The 12,603-nt window shown below is 61.8% G+C and carries 13 protein-coding genes; 7 read left to right on the top strand and 6 right to left on the bottom strand.

The window, feature by feature from the left end:
* Window positions 1-210: 210 nt before the first annotated feature.
* From AC07VU_RS05710 to AC07VU_RS05725, 4 genes are read right to left on the bottom strand one after another with little or no spacing between them, the layout of a single operon-like run.
* Entirely contained in the window at window positions 211-945 is a 735-nt protein-coding gene (locus AC07VU_RS05710; protein WP_007926719.1) for an amino acid ABC transporter ATP-binding protein, read from the bottom strand.
* Window positions 932-1,582 (bottom strand): amino acid ABC transporter permease, encoded by a 651-nt coding sequence (locus tag AC07VU_RS05715; protein ID WP_007926721.1) that lies wholly within the window; start codon window positions 1,580-1,582, stop codon window positions 932-934. Before AC07VU_RS05715 ends, AC07VU_RS05710 begins: the two co-directional genes overlap by 14 nt.
* Entirely contained in the window at window positions 1,579-2,247 is a 669-nt protein-coding gene (locus AC07VU_RS05720) for an amino acid ABC transporter permease (protein WP_053263061.1), read from the bottom strand. Before AC07VU_RS05720 ends, AC07VU_RS05715 begins: the two co-directional genes overlap by 4 nt.
* A 21-nt stretch (window positions 2,248-2,268) precedes the next feature.
* A complete protein-coding gene (locus AC07VU_RS05725; protein WP_087092512.1) occupies window positions 2,269-3,054 on the bottom strand; it encodes a transporter substrate-binding domain-containing protein in 786 nt (261 codons plus the stop codon).
* 254 nt (window positions 3,055-3,308) lie between these two features.
* Between AC07VU_RS05725 and AC07VU_RS05730 the strand changes: the two genes are divergently transcribed.
* The 6 genes from AC07VU_RS05730 to AC07VU_RS05755 all read left to right on the top strand — a co-directional run bounded on the left by AC07VU_RS05730 (window position 3,309) and on the right by AC07VU_RS05755 (window position 9,405).
* Window positions 3,309-4,007 (top strand): FadR/GntR family transcriptional regulator, encoded by a 699-nt coding sequence (locus AC07VU_RS05730; protein WP_274304976.1) that lies wholly within the window; start codon window positions 3,309-3,311, stop codon window positions 4,005-4,007.
* A 126-nt stretch (window positions 4,008-4,133) separates the two neighbouring features.
* On the top strand, window positions 4,134-4,463 hold the full coding sequence (trxA, locus tag AC07VU_RS05735; protein WP_003206727.1) for a thioredoxin TrxA: 330 nt from the start codon (window positions 4,134-4,136) through the stop codon (window positions 4,461-4,463).
* A gap of 247 nt (window positions 4,464-4,710) precedes the next feature.
* The gene (gene rho / locus AC07VU_RS05740) at window positions 4,711-5,970 is read left to right on the top strand and encodes a transcription termination factor Rho (RefSeq protein ID WP_007926725.1); all 1,260 of its coding nucleotides are present in this window, start codon (window positions 4,711-4,713) and stop codon (window positions 5,968-5,970) included.
* A gap of 140 nt (window positions 5,971-6,110) precedes the next feature.
* A complete protein-coding gene (gene ubiD, locus AC07VU_RS05745) occupies window positions 6,111-7,577 on the top strand; it encodes a 4-hydroxy-3-polyprenylbenzoate decarboxylase (protein ID WP_495029603.1) in 1,467 nt (488 codons plus the stop codon).
* Entirely contained in the window at window positions 7,577-8,545 is a 969-nt protein-coding gene (locus AC07VU_RS05750) for a CDP-6-deoxy-delta-3,4-glucoseen reductase (RefSeq protein ID WP_274304974.1), read from the top strand. Before ubiD ends, AC07VU_RS05750 begins: the two co-directional genes overlap by 1 nt.
* 212 nt (window positions 8,546-8,757) lie before the next feature.
* Window positions 8,758-9,405 (top strand): gamma-glutamylcyclotransferase, encoded by a 648-nt coding sequence (locus AC07VU_RS05755; protein ID WP_007926730.1) that lies wholly within the window; start codon window positions 8,758-8,760, stop codon window positions 9,403-9,405.
* Here the strand turns inward: AC07VU_RS05755 and glpT are convergent.
* Together glpT and AC07VU_RS05765 are read right to left on the bottom strand one after the other, a co-directional pair.
* On the bottom strand, window positions 9,402-10,751 hold the full coding sequence (glpT, locus tag AC07VU_RS05760; RefSeq protein ID WP_007926732.1) for a glycerol-3-phosphate transporter: 1,350 nt from the start codon (window positions 10,749-10,751) through the stop codon (window positions 9,402-9,404). The genes AC07VU_RS05755 and glpT overlap by 4 nt on opposite strands.
* 262 nt (window positions 10,752-11,013) lie before the next feature.
* On the bottom strand, window positions 11,014-11,991 hold the full coding sequence (locus tag AC07VU_RS05765; protein ID WP_253366291.1) for an NADPH:quinone oxidoreductase family protein: 978 nt from the start codon (window positions 11,989-11,991) through the stop codon (window positions 11,014-11,016).
* A gap of 158 nt (window positions 11,992-12,149) precedes the next feature.
* On the opposite strand from AC07VU_RS05765, the gene AC07VU_RS05770 reads away from it, so the two are divergent.
* Window positions 12,150-12,557, top strand: a complete 408-nt coding sequence (locus AC07VU_RS05770; RefSeq protein ID WP_007926735.1) for a flagellar basal body-associated protein FliL — start codon at window positions 12,150-12,152, stop codon at window positions 12,555-12,557.
* Window positions 12,558-12,603: the final 46 nt, after the last annotated feature.

Genomic DNA, 12,603 nt, shown 5'->3' on the forward strand with positions numbered 1-12,603 from the left:
CGGTCGATAACCTTGCCATCCTGCCACGATCAATCGCTCGCGCCAACGCGCAGTGTCCAATGCGTTGATTCAACGCATGAATCCTTGCGCCACAGCTCCCTGTAGCCGCTGCCGCAGGCTACGACCGCCTGCGCAGCAGGCGCTGTTCTTGAGGGTCCAGGAAGGCCCTGCGGGCCTTGTCGCAGCCTGCGGCAGTGGCTACAGGTAGCATCAAGCGCTTTCATTGGTCCCGATGAAATTCGCCAGTTCCGGCGTCTGCGGGTTGGCGAACAGCACTTTCGGGTCGCCCACTTCATGCACCTTGCCCTGGTGCATGAACACCAGCTTGTCGCCCACTTCCCGGGCGAAACGCATCTCGTGGGTCACCATGATCAGGGTCATGCCGTCCTTGGCCAGCTGGCGCACCACGCTCAGGACTTCGTTGACCAGCTCCGGGTCCAGGGCCGAGGTGATCTCGTCGCACAGCAGCACCTTGGGCGACATGGCCAGCGCCCGGGCGATCGCCACCCGCTGTTGCTGGCCGCCGGACAAACGGTCGGGGAAGGCGTCGAACTTCTCCTCCAGGCCGACCCGTTTCAGCATCTCGCGCGCCAGTTCGGCGGCCCTGGCCTTGGGCACCTTTTGCACCACTTGCGGGGCGAGCATGACGTTCTCGCCGACGGTCAGGTGCGGGAACAGGTTGAACTGCTGGAACACCATGCCGACCTTCTGCCGCAGGCTGCGCAGGTCGGCGCGGGCGGCGTCGAGGTATTCGCCGTCGACTTCGATGACCCCGTCGTTGATCGATTCCAGGCCGTTGAGGGTGCGCAGCAAGGTGCTCTTGCCCGAGCCGCTGCGGCCGATGATCGCCACCACCTGGCCTTCCTCGATACTGAGGTCGATGCCCTTGAGCACATGATGGTCGCCGTAATATTTATGCAGGGCGGAAATTCTAAGCAGAGGCATGCAGTCTCCTTTCCAGGTAGCGCGCACTGAGGGACAGGGGGTAGCACAGCAGGAAGTAACCGAGCGCTACCAGGCCGTAGACCATGAAGGGCTCGAAGGTGGCGTTGGCGAGCATGCCGCCGGTCTTGGTCAGCTCGGTGAAGCCAATGATCGAGGTCACCGCGGTGCCTTTGACCACCTGCACCGAGAAGCCCACGGTAGGCGCCACGGCAATCCGCAGCGCCTGCGGCAGGATCACATGGCGCAGCTGTTCATAAGGGTTGAGCGCCAGGCTGGAGGAGGCTTCCCACTGGCCGTTGGGGATCGAGTCGACGCAGCCGCGCCAGATCTCCGCCAGGTAGGCGCTGGTGAACAGCGTCAGGGCGATGGCCGCCGCCAGCCAGGGCGAGATATCCACCCCCAGCAGGGCGATGCCGAAGAACACCAGGAACAGCTGCATCAACAGCGGCGTGCCCTGGAACAGCTCGATGTACAGGCGGGCGAAACCGCTGGGGAAAGCCTTCTTGGAAATGCGCAGGGTCATGATCAGCAAACCGATCAGCCCGCCGCCGACAAAGGCCACCAGCGACAGCAGCAGGGTCCATTGCAGGCCGGTCAGCAGGTTGCGCACGATGTCCCAGAAGCTGAAATCACTCATTGGCTGCTCCTCGCGATATAGCGGCGCCCGACCCAGTTCAGCAGCTGCCGGATCAGCAGGGCCATGCACAGGTAGATCAGCGTGGTCAGGGCGTAGGTTTCAAAGGCGCGGAAGTTGCGCGACTGAATGAAGTTGGCGGCGAAGCTCAGCTCCTCGGTGGCGATCTGCGAACACACCGCCGAACCGAGCATGACGATGATGATCTGGCTGCTCAGGGCCGGCCACACCTTGCCCAGCGCCGGCAGCAATACCACATGGCGGAAGGCTTCCAGGCGCGTCATGGCCAGGGCCGCCGCGGCCTCCAGTTGGCCGCGGGGGATGGCCTGGATGCCGGCGCGAATGATTTCAGTGGAGTAGGCGCCCAGGTTGATCACCATCGCCAGCACCGCCGCCTGCCACTCGGATATCTGCAGCCCCAGGGACGGCAAGCCGAAGAAGATGAAGAACAGCTGCACCAGGAACGGGGTGTTGCGGATCAGCTCGACGTAGACGCCGAAGAGGGCCGAGAAGGGCTGGATCTTCCAGGCCCGCACCACCGCGCCGACTATGCCCAGGCCGACCCCGAGCAACGCGCCGATGGCGGTCAGCTCAAGGGTGAACAGGGCGCCGCGCAGCAGCAGGCTGGTGTTTTCCAGCACCGGTAGAAAGTCGAACTGATAAGCCATGGATAACCTCCGCGACCGCGATCAGAGGCCAGCCGGCAATGGCTGCTTGAGCCACAGCTGGGCGTTCTTTTCCAGGCTGCCGTCGGCCTTGGCGGTGGTGAGGATCTGGTTGACCTTGTCCAGCAGCTCCGGCTGGTTCTTGTTCACGCCGACATAGACCGGGGAATCCTTGAGCTTGACCTTCATCGCCGGGATGCGTTTCGGGTTGCGTTCGCTGATGGCGACCATCACCACGTTGCCGCTGGCGATCAGGTCGACCTGGCCGGCCAGGTAGGCGGCGATGGTCGAGTTGTTGTCCTCGAAGCGCTTGATGGTCACGCCTTGCGGGGCCACGGCGGTCAATTCGATGTCTTCGATGGCGCCACGGGTGACGCTGATGGTCTTGCCCTTGAGATCGTCGAGGGTGGCGACTGGTGCTTCGGGTGGGCCGAATACTGCCAGGTAGAAGGGCGCGTAGGCCTGGGAGAAGTCGATGACCTTCTCGCGCTCCGGGTTTTTGCCGAGGCTGGAGATCACCAGGTCGACCTTGCCGGTGGTCAGGAACGGAATGCGGTTGGTGCTGTTGACCGGGGTCAGTTCGAGTTTGACCTTGAGCTGGTCGGCCAGCAGTTTCGCGGTGTCGATATCCAGGCCGCGGGGTTTCATGTCCGGACCGACCGAGCCGAAGGGTGGGAAATCCTGGGGCACGGCCACCTTGAGGGTGCCACGGGCGACGACATCGTCCAGGCCGCTGGCGTGGGCGGGCGTCTGACTCAGCAGCAGGCTGGCAAACAGGGCAGAGAGCAGGGCGCTGAAACGCTTGGTCATGGCAAATCTCCGGATTCACGGGAAGTGATTTCTGCGCAGCGACACAGCACAGCCCGTGCCAAACGCCGGAAAAAGCCCTGGAGCGCCGGGTTTTGCTGGCGTCCTTCGGTCTTACTGGTCTGAACAGTTGATGGCGTTTCTGCCCCCTTATCGAGCGTCCGGAGAGGCGCCCGAACCCCCTTGGGGCACGACTTGCCGGGCTCGGCGAATAGCTTTACAACTAGCCTTTTCCTGGACCGGCCAGCCTGCATTCTATGAACTCGATCTCCCGCGCCGTACCCGAGGTGGCGCTGCAAGCCATCCGCCAATTGATCAACGAGCGCGGCTTCGGCCCGGGCGATGCACTGCCGTCGCAGCGCGATCTGGCTGTGCAACTGGGGGTCAGTCGGGCTTCATTGCGCGAGGCGCTGTCGTCCTTGAGCGCCTTGGGGGTGATCAGCGTGCAGCCCGGCAAAGGTGTGTTCGTGCAGGCCGCGGAATCGCCGGTCAATGGCGCGGGGCTGAGCTGGCCGTTCGCGGCCCAGGCGTCGCCGACGGATATCTTCCAATTGCGCTACGCCCTGGAAGGCTTCGCCGCGGGGCTGGCGGCCGTGACACTGACCGCCGATGAGCTGGATGCGTTGCAGGATAATGTCGAGGCCATGCGCAACGAGCTGCGGGGGGCGGATTTCGAGGCGGCGGCGCGGCTGGATTTCGAGTTTCACCAGAAGATCCTGCAAGCCAGCGGCAATCAGGCAATGGTGAGCATTCTCAGCACCAGCGCCGAGATCTTCCTGGAGAGCCAGAAACTACCGTTCATCCGGCCCGAGCGGGCCATGGAAACCTGGCAGGAGCACCGCAAGATCCTCCGCGGGCTGGCCCGGCATGCCTCTGGGGCGGCGCAGAAGGCCATGCAGGAGCATGTGCGTGGCGCGGCGTTGCGCACCGGAATCGCCTTTGTTACCCCCGCATAGTTTCCAGTTGAGCTATACCCAAATTCATCGGGCACCATAGCGAGAGTCAATCAACTCCGGCTTCCTGAACGCGGGAAGGGCGGCTATGATGGGCCACGTTTTTTTGCTTACAACCTGGAGACTTCCATGAGCAGCGATCTTATCAAACACGTTAGCGACGCTAGCTTCGAGGCTGACGTACTCAAGGCCGAAGGCGCTGTACTGGTCGACTACTGGGCTGAGTGGTGCGGCCCATGCAAAATGATCGCTCCGGTCCTGGACGAAATCGCTGAAACCTACAAAGGCAAGCTGACCGTTGCCAAGCTGAACATCGACGAAAACCAGGAAACCCCGGCCAAGCATGGCGTGCGTGGTATCCCGACGCTGATGCTGTTCAAGAACGGCAACGTCGAAGCCACCAAGGTCGGCGCACTGTCCAAGTCGCAACTGGCTGCTTTCCTCGACGCCAACATCTAAGCGTCGTTGTAAATCGCATCAAAAAAGCCCCGTAAATAGCGGGGCTTTTTCATTATTCAGGGCTAGACGCTCAGAAACTCAGGTGTTACATTCGGCCCCGCACTGGTTTCTCCTCTGCCCCCTGCAAGCCGTCGCCGACGCTCTCCTTTTCGAATAAGTACGCGATCCTGTCGCCTTCTCCGCGGCGCGGCATCATTAAGCCAAAAGCTTAATTTCCCCCCTCCATAAATGATTACGTCATTCCTATATGAATCTGACTGAACTCAAGCAAAAGCCGATTACCGAACTGCTCGAATTGGCCGAACAGATGGGCATAGAAAATATGGCCCGTTCGCGCAAGCAGGACGTGATTTTCTCCCTGCTGAAAAAGCACGCTAAAAGCGGCGAGGAAATCTCCGGTGATGGCGTGCTGGAGATCCTCCAGGACGGCTTCGGCTTTCTTCGCTCCTCCGACGCCTCCTATCTGGCCGGCCCAGACGATATCTACGTCTCCCCGAGCCAGATCCGTCGTTTCAACTTGCGCACCGGTGACACCATCGTTGGCAAGATCCGCCCTCCAAAGGAAGGCGAGCGTTACTTCGCACTGCTGAAGGTCGACACGATCAACTACGATCGTCCCGAGAACGCGAAGAACAAGATCCTGTTCGAAAACCTGACGCCGCTGTTCCCGACCGTGCGCATGAAGATGGAAGCCGGCAACGGTTCCACCGAAGACCTGACCGGTCGTGTCATCGACCTGTGCGCCCCGATCGGTAAAGGCCAGCGCGGTCTGATCGTTGCTCCGCCGAAAGCGGGCAAGACCATCATGCTGCAGAACATCGCGTCGAACATCACCCGTAACAACCCTGAAGTTCATCTGATCGTGCTGCTGATCGACGAACGTCCGGAAGAAGTGACCGAGATGCAGCGCACCGTGCGCGGCGAAGTGGTCGCCTCCACCTTCGACGAACCGCCAACCCGCCACGTGCAGGTTGCCGAGATGGTGATCGAGAAGGCCAAGCGCCTGGTCGAACACAAGAAGGACGTGGTGATCCTGCTCGACTCCATCACCCGTCTGGCCCGTGCCTACAACACCGTGATCCCGAGCTCCGGCAAGGTGCTGACCGGTGGTGTCGATGCCCACGCCCTGGAAAAACCGAAGCGTTTCTTCGGTGCCGCGCGGAACATCGAAGAAGGCGGCTCGCTGACCATCATCGCCACTGCGCTGGTCGAGACCGGCTCGAAGATGGACGAAGTGATCTACGAAGAGTTCAAGGGTACCGGCAACATGGAGCTGCCCCTGGACCGCAAGATCGCCGAGAAGCGTGTCTTCCCGGCCATCAACATCAACCGTTCCGGCACCCGCCGCGAAGAGTTGCTGACCGCCGACGACGAGCTGCAGCGCATGTGGATCCTGCGCAAGCTGCTGCATCCGATGGATGAAGTCGCCGCCATCGAGTTCCTGGTCGACAAGCTGAAACAGACCAAGACCAACGATGAGTTCTTCCTGTCGATGAAACGCAAGTAAGTCGAGCGGGACCGCAAAAGCCGGGGAAACCCGGCTTTTTGCTATCTGATTATTGAGGAACGGCAGTTCACTGTTCTGAACAGTCGGGTTCGGCGCTAAACTGCCAGCCCCGAACGCCACGGCCAAAACGAGGCTCACGCATGCAGTATCGCGACTTGCGCGACTTTATCAGCGGTCTGGAACAGCGCGGCGAACTCAAGCGCATCCAGGTTCCGGTGTCCCCAGTGCTGGAAATGACCGAGGTCTGCGATCGCACCTTGCGTGCCAAAGGTCCGGCCCTGCTGTTTGAAAACCCCACCGGCTACGACATTCCGGTGCTGGGCAACCTGTTCGGCACCCCGGAGCGCGTGGCGCTGGGCATGGGCGCCGAGGCGGTCAGCGAACTGCGGGAAATCGGCAAGCTGCTGGCGTTCCTCAAGGAGCCCGAGCCGCCCAAGGGGTTCAAGGATGCCTGGTCCAAGCTGCCGATCTTTCGCAAGATCATTTCCATGGCGCCAAAAGTCGTCAAGGATGCCATCTGCCAGGAAGTGGTCATCGAAGGCGATGACGTCGACCTGGCGATGCTGCCGGTGCAGACCTGCTGGCCGGGCGATGTCGGCCCGCTGATCACCTGGGGCCTGACCGTCACCAAGGGGCCGAACAAGGACCGGCAGAACCTCGGTATCTATCGCCAGCAGGTGATCGGCCGCAACAAGGTGATCATGCGCTGGTTGAGCCACCGTGGCGGTGCGCTGGATTACCGCGAATGGTGCGAGAAGCACCCGGGCCAGCCGTTCCCGGTGTCCGTGGCCCTGGGCGCCGATCCGGCGACCATCCTCGGCGCCGTGACGCCGGTGCCGGACAGCCTCTCCGAATACGCCTTCGCCGGCCTGCTGCGGGGCAACCGCACCGAGCTGGTGAAATGCCGCGGCAACGACCTGCAAGTGCCGGCCACCGCGGAAATCATCCTGGAAGGGGTGATCCATCCGGGCGAGATGGCCGACGAAGGCCCGTATGGCGACCACACCGGCTACTACAACGAAGTCGACAGCTTCCCGGTGTTCACCGTCGAGCGCATCACCCACCGGATCAAGCCGATCTACCACAGCACCTACACCGGTCGTCCGCCGGATGAGCCGGCGATTCTCGGCGTGGCGCTGAACGAAGTATTCGTGCCTATCCTGCAGAAACAGTTCCCGGAAATCACCGACTTCTACCTGCCGCCCGAAGGCTGCTCGTACCGCATGGCGGTGGTGACCATGAAGAAGCAGTACCCCGGCCACGCCAAGCGGGTAATGCTCGGTGTCTGGTCGTTTTTGCGACAGTTCATGTACACCAAGTTCGTTATCGTCACTGACGACGATATCAACGCGCGCGACTGGAACGACGTGATCTGGGCCATTACCACGCGCATGGACCCCAAGCGCGATACGGTGATGATCGATAACACGCCGATCGACTACCTCGACTTCGCCTCACCGGTCTCCGGCTTGGGCTCGAAGATGGGGCTCGATGCCACGCATAAATGGCCCGGTGAAACCACCCGCGAGTGGGGCCGGGTGATCGTCAAGGATGAGGCGGTGACCCGCCGGATCGATGCCATCTGGAATCAGTTAGGAATAGATTGATGCGTGTAACCTTGCAGCCCTCCGGAGCGGTGCTTGAGACGCTGCCCGGCGAGCGGATTCTCGATGCGGCGCGGCGCCTGGGCTATGAATGCCCGCAAAGCTGCCGCAATGGCAACTGTCATGTGTGCTGCGCCCTGCTGGTGGAGGGCCGTGTCCTGCAGGCCGGCGATGTGCGCGATCATGGCGAGTTCTACACTTGCATTGCAGAGCCGCTGGAAGACTGCATCGTACTGTGGGATGGCGTCCTTGCGCTGGGAGAACTGCCGGTGCGCAGTCTGTCGTGTCAGGTCACCGAGTGTCTGGAAGTCGGCGGCGATGTCTGGCGGGTCCGTCTGCGGGCGCCGGCCGGCAAACCACCGCGTTATCACGCTGGCCAGTACCTGATGCTCGAGCGGGAGAATGGCGAGAAGTCGGCGTTCTCCCTGGCCTCGGCGCCGCACGCCGGGCGCGAGCTGGAGCTGCACGTACTGGTGCGCGAAAGCAGTGCACAAAGCTTGATCGAACAGTTGCAACGCAACGGCAACGTGCGCGTCGAGCTGCCGTTTGGCGATACCCATCTGGCCGAGCTACCGGACGGGCCGCTGGTGCTGATCGCCGCCGGTACCGGCATGGCGCAGATGCACAGCCTGATCGAGCATTGCCGGGCCAAGGGCTTCAAATACCCGGTGCACCTGTACTGGGGCGTGCGCCGACCGGACGACTTCTACCAGATCGAACACTGGGACGAATGGAAGAAGCTGCCCAACCTGTTCCTGCACAAGGTGGTCAGCGACCTCTGTGGCTGGGAAGGGCGCTGCGGCATGCTGCACGAGGCGGTGAGCGAGGACATTGCCGACCTGTCGGCGGTGCATGTCTACGCCAGCGGCTCGCCAGCGATGATCTACGCGACCCTCGACGCGCTGGTCGACGCGGGCATGGATGCGCATCAGATGCGCGCGGATGTATTTGCCTACGCTCCTCGGTCCTGAGTTCTCGGGGCTGTCCCTCGTTATAACTTCCTATATAGCCCATCGGTATTTATTTAATTAGATAAATGCCGGTAGGTTATATGTCACGCATTATTGAAAGTTAAAACTCTTCGATGGCACTTAACTTGCCTTGAAACATATGTGTCTTGGAGTTACAGCCGTGCGTTCTATTAAGTAATTCTTTATACGCGGGGAGCCGAACGCTATTCGCCATGACAGCCATTGAATCCAGTTTTTTGAATCTGGCTTACCCTCCGCGGCTCGACCTGGGGCCGCAGCTCACCCACGAACAGCTTCTCAGCTCGATGCAATCCACCATGGCGCGCCACAAGGGCGGACCGGTCTGGCTGTTTGCCTACGGTTCGCTGATCTGGCGCCCCGAATGTTCGGCGGTCGAGCGCATGCGCGGGCGGGTGCATGGCTACCATCGCGGTCTGTATCTGTGGTCCCACGAGCACCGTGGCACGCCGGAGAAGCCGGGGCTGGTCTTTGGCCTGGATCGTGGCGGTTCCTGCAGCGGCTTCGCCTACCGCCTGCCGCAAGAGCAGCTGGAAACCTCGCTGTATGCGCTGTGGCAGCGCGAGATGCCATACCCGTCCTATCGCCCGCACTGGCTCAACTGCCGTCTTGAAGACGGTAGCCGGGTTCAGGCCCTGGGGTTCGTTCTGGAGCGACACCTGCCCAGCTATGCCGGCAACCTGCCGGACCATGTGCTGAGCCAGGTATTTGAAAACGCCTGCGGGCGCTACGGCACTACTCGCGATTATGTCGAGCAGACCGTGCACGCCCTGCGTAGCCACGCCATGCCAGACCGTAATCTGGAGGCGCGGCTCAAGCGCTGTAAGTCAGCCACCCACTAAGCAATGGCTTCGCGACTCTGGCTGGCGACCTGTTTGTGCCACAAGGTCGGGGCCAGGAAGGCCATCGACAGCAGGCAGGCGCCTACCAGCAGGACAAAACCGCCGTCCCAGCCGAAATGGTCCACGGTGTAGCCCATCGCCGCGCTGGCCGCGACCGAACCACCCAAATAGCCGAACAGACCGGTGAAGCCCGCGGCGGTGCCGGCGGCTTTCTTCGGCGCCAGTTCCAGGGCCTGCAGGCCGATCAGCATCACCGGGCCATAGATCAGGAAGCCGATGGAGAACAGCGCGATCATGTCGATAGTCGGGTTGCCGGCCGGGTTCAGCCAGTACACCAGGGTCGCCACGGTCACCAGGGCCATGAACACCATGCCGGTCAGGCCACGGTTGCCACGGAAGATCTTGTCCGACATCCAGCCGCACAGCAGCGTACCCGGGATCCCCGCCCACTCGTAGAAGAAGTACGCCCACGAGGTTTTATCCACGGTGAAGTGCTTGGCTTCCTTGAGGTAGGTCGGCGCCCAGTCCAGTACGCCATAGCGCAGCAGGTAGACGAAGACGTTGGCCATGGCGATGTACCAGAGCATTTTGTTGCGCAGCACGTATTTGACGAAGATTTCCTTGGCGCTGAATTCTTCTTCGTGGCTGGCGTCGTAGCCTTCCGGGTAGTCGTTCTTGTACTTCTCGATCGGCGGCAGGCCGACCGATTGCGGGGTATCGCGCATGGTGACGAAGGCGAACAGCGCCACCATCAGGGCCACGGCGGCCGGGACGTAGAACGCCGCGTGCCAGTCGTTGAACCAGCCCATGCCGAGCAGGAACAGTGGGCCGATCAGGCCGCCGCCGACGTTGTGCGCCACGTTCCATACCGAAACCACGCCGCCGCGTTCCTTCTGCGACCACCAGTGCACCATGGTCCGTCCGCTTGGCGGCCAGCCCATGCCCTGGGCCCAGCCGTTGATGAACAGCAGGATGAACATCATGGTCACGCTGGACGTGGCCCAGGGCGCGAAACCGAAAATGAACATCACCCCGGCCGATACCAGCAGGCCGAAGGGCAGGAAGTAGCGCGGGTTGGAGCGGTCGGACACCAGGCCCATGAGGAACTTGGACAGGCCGTAGGCGATGGCGATCGCCGACATGGCCAGGCCCAGCTGACCGCGGGTGTAACCCTCTTCGATCAGGTACGGCATGGCCAGGGAGAAGTTCTTGCGCAGCAAGTAGTAGCCGGCATAGCCGATGAAGATCCCGGCGAAGATCTGCCAGCGCAGGCGGCGGTAGGTACTGTCTATTTTTTCGTCAGGCAGGGGCGCCTGATGTGCGGCAGGTCGAAAGAAAGCAAACATTCAAGAGCTCCAAATTTCTTGTTTTGACTGCGGATGCGAATGTTACAGTTTCGTTACCGAAAATAGCACTGCATCTTATCTGGGAGCACGCAACGCAGGAGCATTTGCATGTTCTTTTACGAACATGTCGCTTAAAGACAAGTAGGGGGCGTTTCTGGTGCCGGCGGCTGCGGTTGGGGAGAAGAGCGCTTGCTCGCGAGTCGCCGTTGCGGCTGACGGTCAGCCCGTTATCGCGAGCAAGCTTCTATAAAGCGGAAGGGATTCAGCGAACCTGGACCACCACCTTGCCCACCGCCTTGCGCTGGCCAAGATCGTTGATGGCGCTGGCGGCGTTGCTCAGCGGGTAGACCTGCGAGACCAGCGGTTTCAACTTGCCTTCGGCGAACCAGCCGAACAGCTGCTGGAAGTTCGCCGCGTTGTCCTGGGGCTGGCGCTGGGCGAATGAACCCCAGAACACGCCGATCACCGCGGCGCCCTTGAGCAGCGCCAGGTTGACCGGCAGCTCGGGAATGCGCCCGCTGGCGAAACCCACCACCAGCAGCCGGCCGTTCCAGGCGATGGCACGGATGGCCTGGTCGAACAGGTCGCCGCCGACCGGGTCGTAGATCACATCGGCGCCCTGGCCGTCGGTCAGGCGCTTGATCTCGTCCTTCAGGCTGGTTTCGCTGTAGTTGATCAATTCGTCGGCGCCGGCGGCCTTGGCCACCGCGAGTTTCTCGGCGCTGCTGGCGGCGGCGATGACCCGGGCGCCCATGGCCTTGCCGATTTCCACCGCCGCCAGGCCGACACCGCCGGAAGCGCCGAGCACCAGCAGGGTTTCACCCGGCTGCAGGTTGCCGCGCTGCTTGAGGGCATGCATCGAGGTGCCGTAGGTCATGCTGAAGGCGGCGGCGGTGTTGAAGTCCATCGACGCTGGAATCGGCAGCACGTTGTAGCCTGGTACCGCCACTTCCTCGGCGAAGCTACCCCAGCCGGTCAGCGCCATGACCCGGTCGCCGACCTTGAGGTGGCTGACCTTCTCGCCGACGGCGCCGACCACCCCCGCGGCTTCGCCACCGGGCGAGAACGGAAAGGGCGGCTTGAACTGGTATTTGCCCTCGATGATCAGCGTGTCCGGGAAGTTCACCCCGGCCGCGTGCACCTGCAGCAGGATCTCGTTCTTCTTCGGCACAGGACTCGCGACGTCTTCCAGCACCAGCGTTTCGGCGGGGCCGAAGGCTTTGCACAGCACGGCTTTCATCAGGGCTATTCCTTTGGGAGTGATGGCCGATAAGTGTAGGTGGGTGAATAACGCGGTCAACGAGCATGCCCCGGCCTGATAGCCAGCCATAAGCTTTGTGCTTGGGCACAGGCGCAGGGGCCTTTATGCTAGACCGCCTACCGGATAAGGAGCGAATTGTGAAAGCGTGGATCATGTTGATGCTGGCCCTGTCTCTGCCGATGGCAGCCATGGCCGAGGAAGCCAAAGAGGGCGAAGCACCGAAAGTCAGTTACATCAGCCTGAACCCGCCGTTCGTGGGCAACTACGGTCTGGATGGTGGCCCGAAGCTCAAGGTCTACAAGGCCGACGTCGCCCTGCGGGTGACCGGCGATGCCGCCGCCCAGGCGGTGAAGGCCAACGAGCCGTTGATCCGCAACCAGCTGGTGGCGCTGTTCGCCCAGCAGACCACGGAAACCATGAACAACGTCGAAGCCAAGGAAAAACTGCGTCAGGAAGCCCTGAAGCAGACCCAGCAGGTGATGAACGACGAAACCGGCAAGCCGGTGGTGGAAGACCTGCTGTTCAACAACCTGATCATCCAGTAATGCTGGATCTGTAGGAGCGAGCTTGCTCGCGATAGCGATATTGCAA

Source organism: Pseudomonas sp. GW821-FHT02B10 (assembly GCF_059421865.1).

What these genes read in the sequence shown, in the direction of transcription:
- AC07VU_RS05725 (WP_087092512.1), bottom strand. Translation starts at nt 3,054, where the DNA reads ATGACCAAGCGTTTCAGCGCCCTGCTCTCTGCCCTGTTTGCCAGCCTG.
- AC07VU_RS05720 (WP_053263061.1), bottom strand. Translation starts at nt 2,247, where the DNA reads ATGGCTTATCAGTTCGACTTTCTACCGGTGCTGGAAAACACCAGCCTG.
- AC07VU_RS05715 (WP_007926721.1), bottom strand. Translation starts at nt 1,582, where the DNA reads ATGAGTGATTTCAGCTTCTGGGACATCGTGCGCAACCTGCTGACCGGC.
- AC07VU_RS05750 (WP_274304974.1), top strand. Translation starts at nt 7,577, where the DNA reads ATGCGTGTAACCTTGCAGCCCTCCGGAGCGGTGCTTGAGACGCTGCCC.
- glpT (WP_007926732.1), bottom strand. Translation starts at nt 10,751, where the DNA reads ATGTTTGCTTTCTTTCGACCTGCCGCACATCAGGCGCCCCTGCCTGAC.
- ubiD (WP_495029603.1), top strand. Translation starts at nt 6,111, where the DNA reads ATGCAGTATCGCGACTTGCGCGACTTTATCAGCGGTCTGGAACAGCGC.
- AC07VU_RS05710 (WP_007926719.1), bottom strand. Translation starts at nt 945, where the DNA reads ATGCCTCTGCTTAGAATTTCCGCCCTGCATAAATATTACGGCGACCAT.
- AC07VU_RS05730 (WP_274304976.1), top strand. Translation starts at nt 3,309, where the DNA reads ATGAACTCGATCTCCCGCGCCGTACCCGAGGTGGCGCTGCAAGCCATC.
- trxA (WP_003206727.1), top strand. Translation starts at nt 4,134, where the DNA reads ATGAGCAGCGATCTTATCAAACACGTTAGCGACGCTAGCTTCGAGGCT.
- AC07VU_RS05765 (WP_253366291.1), bottom strand. Translation starts at nt 11,991, where the DNA reads ATGAAAGCCGTGCTGTGCAAAGCCTTCGGCCCCGCCGAAACGCTGGTG.
- rho (WP_007926725.1), top strand. Translation starts at nt 4,711, where the DNA reads ATGAATCTGACTGAACTCAAGCAAAAGCCGATTACCGAACTGCTCGAA.
- AC07VU_RS05755 (WP_007926730.1), top strand. Translation starts at nt 8,758, where the DNA reads ATGACAGCCATTGAATCCAGTTTTTTGAATCTGGCTTACCCTCCGCGG.